The sequence below is a fragment of the Caulobacter sp. 73W genome, from assembly GCF_041021955.1.
Taxonomy (GTDB): domain Bacteria; phylum Pseudomonadota; class Alphaproteobacteria; order Caulobacterales; family Caulobacteraceae; genus Caulobacter.
Map to the genome: position 1 here is coordinate 2215963 of NZ_CP158375.1, position 15272 is coordinate 2231234.

The 15272-nt window shown below is 69.1% G+C and carries 18 protein-coding genes and 1 riboswitch; of the genes, 8 read left to right on the top strand and 10 right to left on the bottom strand.

Annotated features, from left to right (window positions below; genetic code table 11):
- Window positions 1-7: 7 nt before the first annotated feature.
- Window positions 8-89: riboswitch (ZMP/ZTP riboswitch) on the bottom strand.
- 40 nt (window positions 90-129) lie between these two features.
- From ABOZ73_RS10355 to ABOZ73_RS10370, 4 genes are read right to left on the bottom strand one after another with little or no spacing between them, the layout of a single operon-like run.
- A complete protein-coding gene (locus ABOZ73_RS10355; RefSeq protein ID WP_369058078.1) occupies window positions 130-1860 on the bottom strand; it encodes a heparinase II/III family protein in 1731 nt (576 codons plus the stop codon).
- Window positions 1861-1868: 8 nt separating this feature from the next.
- Window positions 1869-2534 (bottom strand): ribulose-phosphate 3-epimerase, encoded by a 666-nt coding sequence (gene rpe / locus ABOZ73_RS10360; RefSeq protein WP_369058079.1) that lies wholly within the window; start codon window positions 2532-2534, stop codon window positions 1869-1871.
- A gap of 37 nt (window positions 2535-2571) precedes the next feature.
- Window positions 2572-3855, bottom strand: coding sequence for an RsmB/NOP family class I SAM-dependent RNA methyltransferase (locus tag ABOZ73_RS10365; protein WP_369058080.1), 1284 nt, complete (start codon window positions 3853-3855; stop codon window positions 2572-2574).
- A gap of 40 nt (window positions 3856-3895) precedes the next feature.
- Window positions 3896-4276: a hypothetical protein gene (locus ABOZ73_RS10370; RefSeq protein ID WP_369058081.1), complete on the bottom strand. Its 381-nt coding sequence runs from the start codon at window positions 4274-4276 to the stop codon at window positions 3896-3898.
- An 87-nt stretch (window positions 4277-4363) separates the two neighbouring features.
- Between ABOZ73_RS10370 and ABOZ73_RS10375 the strand changes: the two genes are divergently transcribed.
- Window positions 4364-4567: a DUF1674 domain-containing protein gene (locus ABOZ73_RS10375; protein ID WP_369058082.1), complete on the top strand. Its 204-nt coding sequence runs from the start codon at window positions 4364-4366 to the stop codon at window positions 4565-4567.
- A gap of 45 nt (window positions 4568-4612) precedes the next feature.
- On the opposite strand, the gene pyrF is transcribed toward ABOZ73_RS10375, so the two are convergent.
- A complete protein-coding gene (pyrF, locus tag ABOZ73_RS10380; RefSeq protein ID WP_369058083.1) occupies window positions 4613-5302 on the bottom strand; it encodes an orotidine-5'-phosphate decarboxylase in 690 nt (229 codons plus the stop codon).
- A 96-nt stretch (window positions 5303-5398) separates the two neighbouring features.
- On the opposite strand from pyrF, the gene ABOZ73_RS10385 reads away from it, so the two are divergent.
- Complete coding sequence (locus ABOZ73_RS10385) at window positions 5399-6097, top strand: MarC family protein (RefSeq protein WP_369058084.1); 699 nt, start codon at window positions 5399-5401, stop codon at window positions 6095-6097.
- Here ABOZ73_RS10385 and ABOZ73_RS10390 read toward each other — a convergent pair.
- Together ABOZ73_RS10390 and ABOZ73_RS10395 are read right to left on the bottom strand one after the other, a co-directional pair.
- Complete coding sequence (locus ABOZ73_RS10390) at window positions 6094-6894, bottom strand: SDR family NAD(P)-dependent oxidoreductase (protein WP_369058085.1); 801 nt, start codon at window positions 6892-6894, stop codon at window positions 6094-6096. The two genes, ABOZ73_RS10385 and ABOZ73_RS10390, sit on opposite strands and share 4 nt — an antisense overlap.
- Before the next feature lie 50 nt (window positions 6895-6944).
- Window positions 6945-7385: an Rrf2 family transcriptional regulator gene (locus tag ABOZ73_RS10395; RefSeq protein ID WP_369058086.1), complete on the bottom strand. Its 441-nt coding sequence runs from the start codon at window positions 7383-7385 to the stop codon at window positions 6945-6947.
- A 154-nt stretch (window positions 7386-7539) separates the two neighbouring features.
- On the opposite strand from ABOZ73_RS10395, the gene ABOZ73_RS10400 reads away from it, so the two are divergent.
- The 3 genes from ABOZ73_RS10400 (at window position 7540) to ABOZ73_RS10410 (ending at window position 11189) form a co-directional block, all read left to right on the top strand.
- Window positions 7540-9528 carry a potassium transporter Kup gene (locus tag ABOZ73_RS10400; protein ID WP_369058087.1) on the top strand — a complete coding sequence of 663 codons (1989 nt, stop codon included), beginning with the start codon at window positions 7540-7542 and terminating at the stop codon, window positions 9526-9528.
- Window positions 9528-9887, top strand: coding sequence for a hypothetical protein (locus tag ABOZ73_RS10405; protein WP_369058088.1), 360 nt, complete (start codon window positions 9528-9530; stop codon window positions 9885-9887). Before ABOZ73_RS10400 ends, ABOZ73_RS10405 begins: the two co-directional genes overlap by 1 nt.
- Before the next feature lie 66 nt (window positions 9888-9953).
- Complete coding sequence (locus ABOZ73_RS10410) at window positions 9954-11189, top strand: argininosuccinate synthase (RefSeq protein ID WP_369058089.1); 1236 nt, start codon at window positions 9954-9956, stop codon at window positions 11187-11189.
- A gap of 4 nt (window positions 11190-11193) precedes the next feature.
- Here ABOZ73_RS10410 and ABOZ73_RS10415 read toward each other — a convergent pair whose 3' ends face one another.
- Window positions 11194-11397, bottom strand: coding sequence for a KTSC domain-containing protein (locus ABOZ73_RS10415; protein ID WP_369058090.1), 204 nt, complete (start codon window positions 11395-11397; stop codon window positions 11194-11196).
- Window positions 11398-11520: 123 nt separating this feature from the next.
- Here ABOZ73_RS10415 and ABOZ73_RS10420 point away from each other — a divergent pair, with 123 nt between their 5' ends.
- Complete coding sequence (locus ABOZ73_RS10420) at window positions 11521-11931, top strand: MAPEG family protein (protein ID WP_369058091.1); 411 nt, start codon at window positions 11521-11523, stop codon at window positions 11929-11931.
- 6 nt (window positions 11932-11937) lie between these two features.
- On the opposite strand, the gene ABOZ73_RS10425 is transcribed toward ABOZ73_RS10420, so the two are convergent.
- Window positions 11938-13239 carry a hypothetical protein gene (locus tag ABOZ73_RS10425; RefSeq protein WP_369058092.1) on the bottom strand — a complete coding sequence of 434 codons (1302 nt, stop codon included), beginning with the start codon at window positions 13237-13239 and terminating at the stop codon, window positions 11938-11940.
- A 14-nt stretch (window positions 13240-13253) separates the two neighbouring features.
- Entirely contained in the window at window positions 13254-13592 is a 339-nt protein-coding gene (locus ABOZ73_RS10430; protein ID WP_369058093.1) for a helix-turn-helix domain-containing protein, read from the bottom strand.
- Between the two features lie 355 nt (window positions 13593-13947).
- Here ABOZ73_RS10430 and ABOZ73_RS10435 point away from each other — a divergent pair, with 355 nt between their 5' ends.
- Together ABOZ73_RS10435 and ABOZ73_RS10440 are read left to right on the top strand one after the other, a co-directional pair.
- A complete protein-coding gene (locus tag ABOZ73_RS10435) occupies window positions 13948-14580 on the top strand; it encodes a LysE family translocator (RefSeq protein WP_369058094.1) in 633 nt (210 codons plus the stop codon).
- A 104-nt stretch (window positions 14581-14684) separates the two neighbouring features.
- Window positions 14685-15260 carry a hypothetical protein gene (locus ABOZ73_RS10440; protein ID WP_369058095.1) on the top strand — a complete coding sequence of 192 codons (576 nt, stop codon included), beginning with the start codon at window positions 14685-14687 and terminating at the stop codon, window positions 15258-15260.
- Window positions 15261-15272 lie beyond the last annotated feature (12 nt).

A 15272-nucleotide genomic window follows, 5' to 3' on the forward strand; every position in this document is an offset into this window, starting at 1 on the left:
TTGAACGAGTAGGAGCCCAGGCGCGCGACGTTTCAAGGCCCGCGCTCCCCGGTGGTGACCCACCTCTAGCGCCAGTCACGCAGGCGGCGCGGAAAATAGGCGAGAGGGCGGGGGAGTCAACGCCGCCGATCAGGTCTCCGCCCGCGTCAGCTTCCAGCGGATGCGGGCGCCCTTGTCCAGGCGGGCCTGGCTGCGCAGGACGATCTGGGTGGAGCGGCGGGCGACGCCGTTCTCGAAGTGGACCGACGGCTCCACCGCCACGTCCACCGCATCGTTTCGCAGCCACCAGCCAATATTGGACGGACCCTTGATCAGCACGCTCTTGTGGTCGCGGGCCACGCTGGCGCGGGCGTCGGGATGCAGGTGGAAACGCACCGCGAAGGGGGCGTAGCGGCGCGGGCCGTCGCCCTTGGGAACATGCACGGGCCCCAGGCGGTCCTCGCCGCGCAGCTCGTCGGCCGCCAGATCCACATAGAGCCGTCGTTCGTGGGTCAGGCCGAAACGGCGGACCCAGCCGTCGTGCGACAGGTCCAGCCATAGGCCGGCGTCGGTCTCGTGCCGCCGCACCTCCACCCGCCGCGCGCCGCCACGAAGGCGTGGGCCCAGCAGGGTGGCGAGAAAGCCGCGCAGGGGCTCGCCCGCCGACACGTCGCCCACGGCGATGGTCGAGGCCGCGTCGGTCAGGCGGAAGGCCTGCGGCGCGGCGGCGTCGGGGCTCCAGCCGGCGTTGGTGATCAGGCGGTCCTTGCCGCAGACGATCTCGATGGCCAGGGGCTGGCCGCAGGCGGCGAGGCTGAGGTCGCCGCGCGACGGCGCCCCGGCGTCCACCGCGATCTGCAGGCTCTTGCCGGTCAGCTTCTGATAGCCGACGTTCAGGGCCTGTTCCGGCGGGCGGGTCTCGCCGTCGTCATGGGCCAGGGCGGCTGTGATCCGCGCCTTGGCCACCGCTTCGCCGCCCTGGAAGCAGGCCAAAGCGCCGTCGGCCAGGGTGAAGAAACGGGCGGCGCCGGTCAGGCGGTCGATAGCGCGGGACAGGGCCTCCGGCGCGGCGCGGCCGCGCTGCACCAGGGCGTCGTCCAGGGTCAGCAGGTCAAACAGAAGCTCCAGCCCCGCCTCGGGCGAGCGGCTGGCGTGGCCGCCGTCGGCCAGGACGATCTGCGGCAGGATGCGCTCCAGACGGCCGAGGGCCTTCTCGCAGATCTGCTCGCCCGCCTGGCCCGACAGCACGCAGCCGGCCGTGGCCGCTGCGGCCAGGCGCTCGGCGGCGCGGCCCCGGTCGTGGGTGATCTGCAGCAGGTGACGCGCCTGGCGGGCCAGGTCCTGGGCCAGCTGCGCGCCCTCGGCGTCCGAGGCGACGGCGTTCAAGGCCCGGGCGGCGCAGGCCAGGTTAAGCACGCGGCGGTCGATGACCTCGGCGCTCCAGGAAAAGCTGTTCCAGCGGCCGAACACCCGCCGCCAGTCGAGATAGAGGCGCAGGCCCTGGCGCGCCCCGGCGTCGCCGGTAGCCAGCAGGTCCGGCAGCCAGGCGAAGCGGTGCAGCACCACGGCGAAGCGGCGCGACGGGCTGGCCTTGTTCCAGGGATCGCCCTGCGGCCCCAGGTGTAGGGCCGTGCCGCCCAGCAGGAAGGCGCCGGTCAGGATCTGGCGGCCGCGCTCGGGATTGACGGGGCGGGGGTCGCGGGGATGGGCCTGGAGGCCGTCGGGCTTCCTGCCGCCCAGGGTCAGCAGGTGCGGCGGCGAGCCGAACCATTCCAGCTCGACCTGCCGGCGCAGGCCTTCGGAGAAGGCGGAAAAGGGTCCGCCGCCCAGGCGGGCGACGAAGTCGGGAACCACGCGTGTCAGGGGCGCCCGGTCGTCCATGCCGTCGATCAGCCGCCCTTCAGGGCGCGGATGTTGTCCGCATAGGCGTCGGGGCCGCCCTTGAACACGGCGCTGCCAGCGACCAGGGCGGTGGCCCCGGCGTTGACGCAGTCTCGGGCCGTGACCGGGTTCACCCCGCCGTCGACCTCAAGCTGGATGTCGCGGCCGCTGGCGTCGATCATGGCGCGCAGGCGCTCTACCTTCTTCAGCTGCGAGGTGATGAAGCTCTGGCCGCCGAAGCCCGGGTTCACCGACATGACCAGCAGCAGGTCGATGTCTTCCATCATCCATTCGATGGTCTCGACCGGGGTCGACGGGTTGAACACCACGCCCGCCTTGGCGCCGAGCTGGCGGATCAGCTGCAGGGTGCGGTTCAGGTGTGGGCCGGCTTCCGGGTGGACGCTGACATAGTCGGCGCCCGCGGTCACGAAGGCCTCGATGTACGCATCGACGGGCGCGATCATAAGGTGGACGTCGAAGGGCAGGGCGCTGTGCGGGCGCAGGGCCTTCACCACGTCCGGGCCGATGGTGATGTTGGGCACGAAGTGGCCGTCCATCACGTCGATATGGACCCAGTCGGCCCCTGCGGCGGTGATGGCGCGCACCTCCTCCCCCAGCTTGGCGAAGTCGGAGGCGAGGATCGACGGGGCGATGAGCGGAGTCTTGCCGGACATGGGTGAGGCTTAGCCTTCGTCGCAGGCCGCTACAAGCTTAAGGGGCCTTCACCAGCCGTGCGGCGAAGAAGCCGTCCGCTCCGCCCGGGATATGATGCGGCAGAATGCGCAGCATGCCCTCGGACGTGATGCTCGCGGCCGGCGCGCCGCCCTCGCCGGGCTCTACTGGAACGAGCTGGAAATCCTTGCGGCGAGCCAGGAAGGCGCGGATCTGGGCCTCGCCCTCCTCCGGCTCCAGGGAGCAGACGCAATAGACCAGCCGTCCGCCGGGCTTGGTGCGGTCGGCGGCGGTCTCCAGCAGGCGCGCCTGCACGGCGGCGAGGCTGGCGATGTCGGTGGGACGGGCCGCCCATAGGACGTCCGGGTGCCGGCGGAAGGTGCCGGTGGCCGAGCAGGGCGCATCCAGCAGAACCGCGTCGAAGGTGCGGTCGTCGACCCAGGCGGCGGCGTCGGCGGCGATGATCTCGGCCCCGGAGCCGATGCGGGCCAGGTTCTCGGTGACGCGCTTGAGGCGGGCGGCGGAACGGTCCACGGCCACGACCTTGGCGCCGGCGGCGGCCATCTGCATGGTCTTGCCGCCCGGAGCGGCGCACAGATCCAGGGCGGTTTCGCCCTTCTGGACGTTCAGCAGCCGGGTCGGGATGGCGGCGGCGGCGTCCTGCACCCACCAGCGGCCGTCCTCGAAGGCCGGCCAGGCGGCCACGTCGCCGCGCAGGGCGGTGCGCAGGGTCCCGCCGGGCAAGGCCTCGGCCGGGATCGCCTCGGCCAGGGCGGCGATGTCGTCGGGATCGCGCACGGAAAGATCGGTGGCCGGTTCGGCCGGGATCAGGCCGGCGACGGCGGCGGCTGCTTCGTCGCCAAAGGCCGCGCGCCAGCGGGCGTAGAGCCAGTCGGGCGCCAGGGCGGCGGGGTCCAGCTCGGGCTTGCCGTCGCGCAGCAGGCCGCGAAGGATGGCGTTGACGAGGCCCTTGAAGGCGCGGGTTTCCTTGCGGGCGTCGGCCAGATCGACGGTGGTGGTCACCGCCGCGAATTCCGGGACGTCCAGGAAGAAGGCCTGGGTCGCGCCCAGGCGCAGCAGGGTGCGGATCCGCGCCGGCGGCTCGCGCTGCAGCTTGGGGGCCAGGATACGGTCCACCACGCCCAGATGGCGCAGGGTGGCCAGGGCCAGGGCGCGGGCGAAGGCGCGATCACGCCCTTCCAGCCGGGTGAAGGCGCCCGTGGTCTGGGCTTCGTCGAGGCCCGCGCGTCGCGCCAGGGCCGCCTCGATCAGGTCGCAGGCGGCGGCGCGGGGGGCCAGTTCATGGGAGTTTTCAGAGGTCACCCGCGGGCCGTGCCCCATGGCGCGGGCCGAGGCAAGGATTTTAGGCTGTCTTGCGCCACGCGCCGAGCACCGCGACGACGAAAGTGATCATCCCAGCGAAGGCGATCAGCGAGGTCACCCCCACCGCCGGCTCCATGCCGGGGTTTCCCTTGAGCAGCAGGGCCAGGGCCGGCGCCATGGTGATCGCGCCGACGGCGGACAGGATGAAATTGGCCCAGCCGAGCTTGGCCGGCGCGCGGTCGCCGAGGAAGGCGTAGAAGCCGCCCATCAGGAACAGGCTGACCCAGCCGAGCAGGTTCAGGTGCGCGTGGGCAGGAAAGGTCGAATGGTCGTGGCTGGCGCCCATATAGACGCCCCAGCCCATGCCGATCAGGCCGCAAAGGGCGCCGACGGTGAAGAAAGCCATCGAAAGCCGAGACATGGTAAACTCCCCCTAGAAGTCGGCGCTCTCATGCCAGTGTTGGGCGAACGACGCAATTGATTTGTACGCGAAGTAAGTTGGTTGAATATGGACAGCACGGACGAGAACGATATCGGCGCAGCTCCGGGAAAGGCCCTGACCCCCGCCGCCCGCCGGGCCCTGGAAGAGGCCGCCGCCCGTCGCGCCGCCGAGGCCGAGCAGGCGCGCGCCGCCGAACAGGGCGGACCGGCCGGCCCCGAGCCGACCCGCTTCGGCGACTGGGAGCGCAAGGGGATCGCGGTCGATTTTTAGGAAGTGACCGACTTCCCCCTTCTCCCTTGATGGAGAGCGAGGGCTTTATGCTCCCGCCATCTCCGCCACGACCTTCAGCGCCGCTTCGCGCGGGTCTTGCGCGGCGGTGATCGGGCGGCCGCAGACCAGGTGGCTGGCGCCGGCGGTCAGGGCGTCGGCCGGCGTGGCGGCGCGGGCCTGGTCGTTCTTGGCGGACCAGGCGGGGCGCACGCCCGGCGTCACCACCAGGAAGCCGGGGCCGGCGATCTCGCGGGCCAGGGCGGCTTCCAGTGGGCTGGCCACCACGCCGTCGACGCCGGCCTCCACCGCCTGACGGATGCGCTTGGCCACTAGGTCGCGGGCGCTCTCGCGATAGCCCATCTCCGCCAGATCGGCCTCGGACAGGCTGGTCAGGACGGTGACCGCCAGAATCTTCAGGCTGGAATCGCCGCGCCCGGCCACCGCCGCCTTCATCACCTGCGGGGTGGCGTGAACTGTCAGCAGGTCGCAGCCGGCGCCGGCCAGGACGGCGGTGGAGCGGCGCACCGTCTCGCCGATGTCGTGCAGTTTCCAGTCCAGGAACACCTGCTTGCCCTGGCCCTTCAGCTCCGCCGCCAAGGCCATGCCGTCGCTGGCCAGCAGCTCCAGTCCCACCTTGTAGAAGGACACGGCGTCGCCCAGCCGCTCGACCATGGCCCGGGCCTCGTCGGTGGAGGGCAGGTCGAGGGGGACGATCAGGCGGGAATCGGCGGTCATGACGGCAGGCTCCGGGCATGGCGCGGGGGCCGTTCGATCGCCTAGAGTGAGGCGACTTGCGGCGGGCGCGGGGCAAGTTGAGGCTGAAGACGCCAGATGATCCACAGCGACCTCGCCGTCAACTTCTTCGTCGCCCTGTTCGCCCTGATCGACCCGATCGGCAACGTGCCGCTGTTCGCGGCCGCCACGGTGGGGGCCAGCATCTGGGGCCGGCGGATGGTGGCCGTCTATATCGGCCTGTTCGTCCTGGGCTTCCTGACCTTCTTCTTCTTCTCCGGCCTGTCGCTGCTGCAGTTCTTCGGCATCTCCCTGCCGGCCTTCCGCATCGCGGGCGGGATCATCCTGTTCCTGCTCGGCCTGGACATGGCCCGCGACGACTTCACCGCCAGCTTCGCCGACGCGGCCGACGCTGGGGAGCAGCTGCCTACCGCCCGCGCCTATGCCCGCAAGCGGTTCGAGCGGTTGATCGTGCCCTTCGCCATGCCGCTGCTGATCGGGCCGGGGGCGATCTCGACGGTGGTGATCTATGCGTCGGAGGCCAAGGCCGCCGGCCTGGCCGGGGCGCTGGCGGGTATCCTGGCCATCGCCGGGGTGTCGCTGACCGTGGTCATGGCCTTCTGGGCGACGCCGCTGATCACCCGCCTGCTGGGCCGCATCGGCCTGACCATCGTGGTGCGGGTGCTGGGCCTTATCCTGTGCGCCATGGCGGTGCAGTTCATCATCATAGGCGCCGCCGACGCCACGCGCGGCATCATCCGCTACGAAGCCGCCAGCCCTTACGCCGACGGCAACTAGGCCTTCCTGAACCGGCTCTGCTGGCTGGCCATCAGCGCCAGGGCCCAGTCGTCGGGCAGAATCTTGGCCAGGGCGACGATGGCCTTGTTGGGGGCGCCCGTGACGCAGACGGGACGGTTGGCCTCGGCGGCCTCGTAACCCGTGGCGGCCACCTCGTCGGCGCCCAGCCACATCCAGGGCGGGGTCGAGCCCTGGGTCTGCTCGCGGGTGCCGTTGACGTCGTGGAATTCGGTGAAGGTGAAGCCGGGGCACAGGGCGCTGACATGAACGCCGGTGGACAGGTTCTCCAGGTGCAGGCTCTGGGAGAACTTCACCAGGAAGCCCTTGGAGGCGGCGTACAGGGTGTGGCCGGCCGCGCCCGGAACCATGCCGGCGACCGAGGCGACGTTGATGATGCGCCCGAACCTCCGCTCCACCATGCCCGGCAGGACGCGGTGCGTGGTCTCGCAAACGGCGGTCACCATCAGCTGCAGGAAGGCGGCCTGATCGGCCCAGGTCGTCTGGGCGTAGCTGCCGGGCAGGCCGTAGCCGGCGTTGTTGACCAGGGCGTCGACCACGCGGCCCTGCTCCTCGATTCCGGCCAGGACGGCCTCGACCCCGCCCTCGGCGGCCAGGTCGCCCGGCACGGTCAGGGCCTCGACCCCGAAACGCAGGGAGATTTCGCCGGCCAGCTGCTCCAGCCGGTCGGCGCGGCGGGCGGTCAGGGCGACGTCATAGCCGTGGGCGGCGTAGATGCGGGCGAAGGCGGCGCCGATGCCGGCGGAAGCGCCGGTGATCAACGCAAGGCGGCGGGCCATGAAAAGGTCACCTCGTCAGGAAGGCGGCGAGATTGGCCCGCTCCGCCAAGCTAGGCAACAGCGCGCGGCGACTCCGCTTCGGCCAACAGGTCGGCGACGGTGATCTCGGAGAGCCGGTTGCGGGCCGCTTCATCGGCCGCGGCCAGGACGCCGCGAACGGCGTCGGGGATCTTCTCGCCGATGGGGCAGCCCTTGGCCCCCGGCGGCGGGGTGCCCAGGTGGGTGCAGCCGCCGACGGCCTTCAGAACCTCGTCCAGGCGGATGTCCTCGGGCGCCTTCAGCAGCCAGGCGCCGCCGCTGGCCCCGGCGCGGGCCCCGACCAGACCGGCGCGGCCGAGCATGGCCGTGACGCGGCGGACGACGACCGGATTGGTCGGCATCGAAGCCGCGAGCATGGCGCTGGCCACCGCCTTGTCGGCCGAAAACGCCTGCTTGTGGGCCAGATAGGCCAGGGCGTGCGCGGCGACAGGGAATTTCTGGCTGTCAGACATCTTGTGGTGGAACGTAAGGCGCTATTGCGCGCGTTCAATGGCAAACTGTGCAAATGCGGCGTTGCTGTCATTGTATGCGCTCTGGAAAGGGTGTATCGCGCGCCGCTCGATCATTGGGGCTCCGCCATCGCGGACCATGCCCCGGAGGGATTGAATGGCTGATCAGGCCTCTGGCGGTTCCGCAGATTCCGCCGTATCGGCGACTTCAGCCGACTCCCCGCAAAATTCCGCGCACGACAGCCACGGCCCCAAGGGCCAGGCCTTCCTGGCGCTCGCCCTCGGCTCTGTCGGGGTCGTTTTCGGCGACATCGGGACCAGCCCGCTCTACGCCTTCCGCGAGGCGCTGCACACGGCGGCCGCCGACGGGGTGACGCGCGGCGAGATCCTCGGGGTGGTCTCCCTGGCCCTATGGGCCCTGATCCTGGTCGTGACGATCAAGTACGTATTCTTCGTCATGCGCGCCGACAACAAGGGCGAGGGCGGGGTGCTGTCGCTCATGGCCCTGGCCCAGCGCGCCATCGGCAAGCGGACCCGCACCGTCTTCGTCCTCGGCGTCATCGGCGCGGCGCTGTTCTATGGCGACGCGGTGATCACCCCGGCGATCTCGGTGCTGTCGGCGGTGGAGGGCCTGGGCACCATCCCCGCCCTGGAAGGCAAGATCAGCACCCAGCTGGTCATGCTGATCAGCGTGATCATCCTGGTCGGGCTGTTCATGGTCCAGAGCCACGGCACGGCCAAGGTCGGCCGGTTCTTTGGGCCCGTCTGCGCGGTCTGGTTCCTGACCATGTTCGCGCTGGGGGCCTATCGCTTCGTCGAGCATCCGGATGTGCTGATGGCGATCAGCCCGCACTATGCGGTGCTGTTCCTGGCCGAGCATGGGCTGGTGGGCTTCCTGGTGCTGGGCGCGGTGTTCCTGACGGTGACCGGGGCAGAGGCCCTGACCGCCGACATGGGCCATTTCGGCCGCTGGCCGATCCAGGCCTCGTGGCTGTTCTTCGTCCTGCCCTGCCTGGTGGTGAACTATCTGGGCCAGGGCGCCTTCGCCCTCGCCACCCTGGACCGCGTGGCCGCGGCGGGCGGCGTGTTCCCCAATTCCAACTGGTTCTTCGAGATGGCCCCCGACGCCATCCGCCTGCCGGTGGTGATCCTGTCAGTCCTGGCCACCATCGTCGCCTCGCAGGCGGTGATCACCGGGGCCTTCTCCCTGACCCAGCAGGCGATTCAGCTGGGCCTGCTGCCGCGCATGGACGTACGCCGCACGTCGGAGACCCAGTCGGGCCAGATCTTCGTGCCGCAGATCAACTGGCTGATCCTGATCGGCGTGCTGGCCGTGCTGGTCAGCTTCAAGACCTCTTCGGCCCTGGCCCACGCCTACGGCCTGGCGGTGACCGGCACCATGGTGGTCACCACCCTGATGGCCTTCGTGGTCACGCGCCGCCTGTGGAAGTGGCCGCTGGCCCTCAGCCTGGGCTTCATCGGCCCGCTGTTGCTGCTCGACTTCGCCTTCCTCAGCGCCAACGCCCTTCGCCTGTTCACTGGCGGCTGGCTGCCGCTGCTGATCGCCGGCGGGCTGTTCCTGGTGATGACCACCTGGGTGCGCGGCGCCCAGATCCTGACCGACAAGACGCGCCGTGACTCGGTGCCGCTGATCGACCTGATGGGCATCCTGTCCGCCCGCGCGCCGCATCGCGCGCCGGGCACGGCCATCTTCCTGACCGGCGATCCGGACATGACGCCGGTGGCCCTGATGCACAACCTCAAGCACAACAAGGTGCTGCACGAGAAGAACGTCATCCTCACGGTCCAGACCGCCGAGACCCCGCGCGTCCGCGAGGAGGACCGGGTCCGGATCGAGAAGATCAACGACGACTTCAAGAAGGTCGTCATCACCTACGGCTTCATGGAAAGCCCCAACGTGCCCAAGGCCCTGGGGCTGTGCCGCAAGCAGGGGCTGAAGTTCGACATCATGGCGACCAGCTTCTTCCTGGGCCGCCGCTCGCTGGTGCCGTCGGCCCAGTCGGGCATGCCCCTGTGGCAGGATCGCCTGTTCATCTTCCTGATGCGCAACGCGGCCAATCCCACCGACTTCTTCAAGATTCCGCCCGGACGCGTGGTCGAGCTGGGCGCGCAGGTGACCGTCTGATGGAAACGCTCAATCTCATCGTCGATGGTCTGTGGATCGCTGCTCTCGCCATCATGGCGGGCGCGGCGCGCCAGGCCTATGGCCGCATCCTGCCGGACACCCAGGTCCCCATGCAGTTCGGCTTCGACGGCCAGCCGACCTGGCGGGCGCCGAAGCTGTTCGCCCTGGCCTTCCAGCCCACGGTGGCGGCCGTGGTGTGGCTGGTCATGGTGGCTGGCGCGCGCACCATCAGCAGCGACGGCCTGATGATGCTGGTGGGGATCAAGGTGCTGCTCGCTCCCCTTCTGGCGCTGGTCAATCTGTGGTGGCTGCGCAAGGTGATGGCCATCCTCGACGACGAAGGCCAGCTTAGGGGTTGACCTTGAGCGTCCGGCGCCCTTGAACGCGCGCGACTTCCCGAAACTCCCAAATCCAAGGACGCGCCCATGGCCGCCGACAAGCCGATCAAGAAAGTGGTCCTCGCCTATTCCGGCGGCCTGGACACCTCGATCATCCTGAAGTGGCTGCAGACCGAGTACGGCGCGGAGGTCGTGACCTTCACCGCCGACCTCGGCCAGGGCGAGGAGCTTGAGCCGGCCCGCAAGAAGGCCGAGTTGCTGGGCATCAAGCCCGAGAACATCTTCATCGAGGACGTGCGCGAGGAGTTCGTGCGCGATTTCGTGTTCCCGATGTTCCGCGCCAACGCCGTCTATGAGGGCGTCTACCTGCTGGGCACCTCTATCGCCCGCCCGCTGATCGCCCAGAAGCAGATCGAGATCGCCCGCAAGGTCGGCGCCGACGCCGTCTGCCACGGCGCCACCGGCAAGGGTAACGACCAGGTCCGCTTCGAGCTCGGCTATTACGGCCTGGAGCCCGACATCCACGTGATCGCCCCCTGGCGCGAGTGGGACTTCAAGAGCCGCGAGGCCCTGCTGGAGTTCGCCGAGAAGCATCAGATTCCGATCGCCAAGGACAAGCGCGGCGAAGCGCCGTTCAGCGTCGACGCCAACCTGCTGCACTCCTCGTCCGAAGGTAAGGTCCTCGAGGACCCGGCCGTTGAGGCGCCGGAATTCGTGCACATGCGCACGATCGCCCCGGAAGACGCGCCCGATAAGCCGCACGTCTTCACCATCGACTTCGAAAAGGGCGATCCGGTCGCGATCGACGGCGTGAAGCTGTCGCCGGCCGCCCTGCTGACCAAGCTGAACGAGCTGGGCCACGACAACGGCGTCGGCCGTCTGGACCTGGTCGAGAACCGCTTCGTGGGCATGAAGTCGCGCGGCGTCTACGAGACCCCGGGCGGCACCATCCTGCTGGCCGCCCACCGCGGCATGGAAAGCATCACCCTCGACCGGGGCGCCATGCACCTGAAGGACGAGCTGATGCCCAAGTACGCATCGCTCATCTACAACGGCTTCTGGTTCTCGCCGGAACGCGAGATGCTGCAGGCGGCCATCGACCTGTCGCAGAAGAACGTCACCGGCCAGGTGCGCGTGAAGCTGTACAAGGGCAACGTGACCGTCATCGGCCGCACCAGCCCCTACAGCCTGTATGACCAGGACCTGGTGACCTTCGAAGAAGGCAAGGTGGCCTACGACCACCGCGACGCCGGCGGCTTCATCAAGCTCAACGCCCTGCGCCTGCGCGTCCTGGCCAAGCGCGACAAGCGCGGCGGCCAGTAAGACTTCAGGCGCAGCGGTTGTAGGGATAGCGATCCCGGATCATCCGCTGGAAGAACCGACCCTTGGAGGGTGCGCGGACGAAGGCGTCCCGCACCCTTTCAGGCACCCCGACATAGACGTACTCGTCCCCGTCGATGAACCGCACGAACAGCTTGCCGTGCTCGGTCTCGTAGTCGATGGCGGAAATGGCGGTTGAGTCCACATGCATGGGCGGAGCTCCGTCTAACCCTGCCCCTACAACGTCTTGAGGGCCGGCAACGGTTCCTAAGGCCAGGCTTTTCGCGTTTTGCGCGAAGCGTGACAGCATCCCGCAAAAGGGAGGCCGAACGCCATGCAACAACCCCACAACCTCGTCGCCCTGGTGACGGTGCTATCGCTGCTGCTGCTGCTCTGGAAGATCGTCAGGGTGGGCGGCGCCCGCGCCAAGTTCGGCATCGAAGCGCCGGCCGTGATCGGACATCCGGAATTCGAGCGTCACTTCCGCGTCCAGATGAACATGATCGAGGGGCTGGTGATCTTCCTGCCGTCCCTGTGGCTCTTCGCCATCTACTGGAATGACCTGATCGCCGCCGCGCTGGGCGCTGTCTTCCTGATCGGCCGCGTGGTCTACATGCTGGCCTATGTGAAGGAGCCCAAGAGCCGCAGCATCGGCTTCGGACTGCAGGCGCTGGCCATGATCCTGCTGCTGCTCGGCGCGACGGCCGGCGCGGTGCGGGCGCTGATGGTGACCGGCGGCGTCTAGCCTGAGCTAGATGAACAGCTCAACGGTGGTGACCGCGGCGAGGCCCATGACCAGGTCGCCGTGGGCTGCCGGCATGGCGGCGGTGTCGATCTCACGGATATTGGCCGCGATGCCGGTGAGGAAAGTGCTCACCTCGCTGTCGCCGCCAAACATGACGTGGACATCCTCGCGACCATCGCCGTCCAGGTCGAAGCCGATGCGACGGCCGGCGATCGCCGCGCCGACGAAGCTCGCGGCGGGGTTCATGCCGGTCAGGTTCGCTTGCTCGATGCTGACGATCTGCGGCGGATTGGCGTCATTGGCGAACTGCAGCCGGTCGCCCTGGGCCTCGTTGTAGTCGAGGATGACGCCCGCGCTGCGCGAGCCGTTGTCCGCCTGCTTGCGCCAGCTGATGACGAAGGTGTCCGGGCCCTCGCCGCCGAAGGCGACGACGCGATCGCCCATGGCGATGATGTCGGCGCCCTTGTCGCCCTCGAAATAGGTGAAGCCGCCCAGATCCGTGATCGGACCCGTTCCGACGCCCTTGTCGTCGCCGGGGCCGTCCTCGGCGCCGGTGACGGGCGGGAGCGGAGGCTCGCCCCCGCCGGCGGACGTCTCGCCGTCCGCCACGTCGGTGGTCTGGGCGATGGTCGGGACAGCCGCCTGGGGCGCCGCGAAGGTCGGCAGCGCCGCCGAAGCCGCAGCGACGCCCGAGGTGGCGGCCATATAGGTCTGAAGCTGGATGATCTCGGCCGTCGGCTGCAGCGGCGCGCGCGGCGCGGCCGGGGCCGCGAAGACGTGCAGGGGCGCGTCCTCAAGGGTCGGGATCGGCAGGTCGTCGCTCTGCAGGCCGAAGATCGGGCGTTCGATGTCGCTATGGACCGGCTCGAAGCGCGGCGCCATGTCGGCGCGCGCCGGAACCACGTCAGACGGGCTGTCGTGCAGGGTCGCGCCGGCGATCAGGGTGAACGGCGCGTCGGTCGGAAGGACGTCCGCCAGGATCGGCTGGACCCGGCCCGCGCGGGCCGGCGGGCGTTGCTGGATGAGGGTGGCGGCGGTGAAGACGTCGGGCGCCTCGCGCACCATGCCGTCGAACATGCGGTGGATGATGATCCGGCCGCCGATGCGGGCGATGTGCAGGACGACGTCTTCGTTGTCGTCCGTGGCCACGACCCAGGGGTCCCCGTCCTCGGTCATGCCGAAGACCAGGTTCGCGCCTGTCCGATCCCCAGTCAGGGCGGCGGACATTTCCCGCAGCTGCGTGCGCTCGGCGACGGTCCAGTCACCGTCCGCCAGGCCACGGCCCATGAATTTGAGGATGGTCGCCAACCGCTCGGGTTCCCTTAGCCTGCCGCCTTTTCCCGCGTCGTCTGGGCGCGGGGCTCGTCCGTGAACAGCAGGCGATGCAGTTCGGGTTCGTAATACCGCAGCAGGGTGCACGCAAAGCTTTTCGGGTCGAGGCCCAGGGCTTCCGCCCAGGCGGCCTGCATTTCGATCGGCACGCGTCCCAGCCCGCTCTCCACCTGCGAGATGAAGGTGTAATAGCGAAGGTTTACACGTTCCGCGAGCCCCGCTTGGGTCAGTCCGGCGGATTCCCGTGCGGTCTTGAGCCAGCGCCCGGCTTCCTGACGCAAACTCTTGGTCTCTGCTGCTCGTGTTGGATCGACGGCCTGTCTCGGCATTTCACACCTGATCTGACGGGGGCGGACACGCGCGACACTCGCAAAACCCCCTGGTCCCAGCATATCCAGTTCTTACACAACCCACAAGGGCCGCGTGGTTGCGCGAAAAAGTCACGCTTCAGCATTTACTTATCCAGTAAGAACTATATGTTGGCTTCAGACGACGCCGCGCCGGCGCGTAGCGTACTGCCGAGGCAGCGTCGTCCATTCCTGGGGTCGCGGTTCCTCCACCCCATTCTGCGAACTGCGGCTCCGGCGCCCGTCCCTCCCTCGGGACGGGCGCCGCCCCATCCCGACACAGCCCCCCTCACGGTCAGGCCTTGACGGTCAGGCTTGCGCGGCGGAAGGAGCGGCCATGGCTCTTCCAGTCGATCCCGCGCGCTACGGCGCCTTTCTGTCGGTGATGGCCGTGATGGCCGCCACCCCCGGCCCCGCCAACCTGTTCGCCATCGCCAACGGCGCGGAAAAGGGCAAGGCCGCCGCCGTGATCGGCGCCATCGGCATGAACAGCGCCTCGCTGGTCTGGTTCGCCGCCGCGGCCCTGGGGCTGGGCGCCCTGGTCGCCGCCTTTCCGCAGGTCTTCCACCTGCTGACCCTGATCGGCGCCGCCTATGTGGCCTGGCTGGGGGTCAAGTCGCTGATCAAGGCGTGGAAGGACAGGGGCGAGCCGCAGGAGGAGGTGCATGTGAAGACCGGGCGGTCGGCGTTTCGCGACGGCTTCATGGTGCAGATCGCCAATCCCAAGGTGCTGCTGTTCTTCACCGCCGTCCTGCCGCCCTTCGTGGACGTGAACCGGCCGGTGGCGCCGCAGATGGCGATGTTCGCGGCCGCGGCGGTGACCATGGATATGATCAGCATGACGTCCTACGGCCTTGGGGGCGCGGCCCTCGCCGCGCGGATGACCGAGCCGAGGTTCCGCCGGATTTTCGCCGTTTTCGTCGGTGTTCTGCTGATTGCGGCCGCCGTGCTCATCTTCCAGCGCGGATAGGCCGTACCTGAAGGGCGGAAGAGCTCGGGGCGGGCTTGCGCAACCAGCGCCGCTGCGCATGTGTTGTGACTAGATCAGTACGCGCCTTTGGAGGACGCGAGACAATGAAAACCAAATCCATCGCCGTCGCGGGGCTTTTAGCCGTCGCCGCCACCCTTTCCGCCTGCGCCACGGCTACGCCTTACCAGCCGGCGACGCCCGGCCGGAGCAGCAGCTCGGGCGGCTTCTCCGAGATGCGGATCGAAGCCGACCGCTATCGGATCAATTTCGCGGGCAACAGCCTAACCTCGCGCGACACGGTCGAGCGCTATTTGCTCTACCGCGCGGCCGAGCTGACCGTGGCCGAGGGCTATGACTGGTTCGAGCTGGCCGATCGCAAGACGGACAAGACCAGCCGCACCTATATCGACCGCGACCCGTTCTATAACCGCTGGGCCTACAGCTACTGGGCCCCGTCCTGGAGCTACTTCGGCCCGCGCATGGGCTGGCGCGCCTGGGATCCCTACTGGGGCGACCCGTTCTGGGCCGACCGCATGGACGTGCGCACGATCAACAAGTTCGAGGCCAGCGCCGAGATCGTCCTGCGCAAGGGCGCCAAGCCCGCCGACCGCAACGCCTTCGACGCGCGCGAAGTCATCGCCAACCTTGGCGCGGGCATCCAGCGACCGACCTCGGAATAGGGTCGGCAAAGG

Bases quoted from the DNA above. Each gene is read 5' to 3' on its own strand.
- ABOZ73_RS10410 (WP_369058089.1), top strand. From the start codon at position 9,954: ATGGCCGCCGACAAGCCGATCAAGAAAGTGGTCCTCGCCTATTCCGGC.
- ABOZ73_RS10415 (WP_369058090.1), bottom strand. From the start codon at position 11,397: ATGCATGTGGACTCAACCGCCATTTCCGCCATCGACTACGAGACCGAG.
- ABOZ73_RS10435 (WP_369058094.1), top strand. From the start codon at position 13,948: ATGGCTCTTCCAGTCGATCCCGCGCGCTACGGCGCCTTTCTGTCGGTG.
- ABOZ73_RS10370 (WP_369058081.1), bottom strand. From the start codon at position 4,276: ATGTCTCGGCTTTCGATGGCTTTCTTCACCGTCGGCGCCCTTTGCGGC.
- rpe (WP_369058079.1), bottom strand. From the start codon at position 2,534: ATGTCCGGCAAGACTCCGCTCATCGCCCCGTCGATCCTCGCCTCCGAC.
- ABOZ73_RS10400 (WP_369058087.1), top strand. From the start codon at position 7,540: ATGGCTGATCAGGCCTCTGGCGGTTCCGCAGATTCCGCCGTATCGGCG.
- ABOZ73_RS10355 (WP_369058078.1), bottom strand. From the start codon at position 1,860: ATGGACGACCGGGCGCCCCTGACACGCGTGGTTCCCGACTTCGTCGCC.
- pyrF (WP_369058083.1), bottom strand. From the start codon at position 5,302: ATGACCGCCGATTCCCGCCTGATCGTCCCCCTCGACCTGCCCTCCACC.
- ABOZ73_RS10405 (WP_369058088.1), top strand. From the start codon at position 9,528: ATGGAAACGCTCAATCTCATCGTCGATGGTCTGTGGATCGCTGCTCTC.
- ABOZ73_RS10420 (WP_369058091.1), top strand. From the start codon at position 11,521: ATGCAACAACCCCACAACCTCGTCGCCCTGGTGACGGTGCTATCGCTG.
- ABOZ73_RS10430 (WP_369058093.1), bottom strand. From the start codon at position 13,592: ATGCCGAGACAGGCCGTCGATCCAACACGAGCAGCAGAGACCAAGAGT.
- ABOZ73_RS10440 (WP_369058095.1), top strand. From the start codon at position 14,685: ATGAAAACCAAATCCATCGCCGTCGCGGGGCTTTTAGCCGTCGCCGCC.
- ABOZ73_RS10375 (WP_369058082.1), top strand. From the start codon at position 4,364: ATGGACAGCACGGACGAGAACGATATCGGCGCAGCTCCGGGAAAGGCC.
- ABOZ73_RS10385 (WP_369058084.1), top strand. From the start codon at position 5,399: ATGATCCACAGCGACCTCGCCGTCAACTTCTTCGTCGCCCTGTTCGCC.
- ABOZ73_RS10390 (WP_369058085.1), bottom strand. From the start codon at position 6,894: ATGGCCCGCCGCCTTGCGTTGATCACCGGCGCTTCCGCCGGCATCGGC.
- ABOZ73_RS10395 (WP_369058086.1), bottom strand. From the start codon at position 7,385: ATGTCTGACAGCCAGAAATTCCCTGTCGCCGCGCACGCCCTGGCCTAT.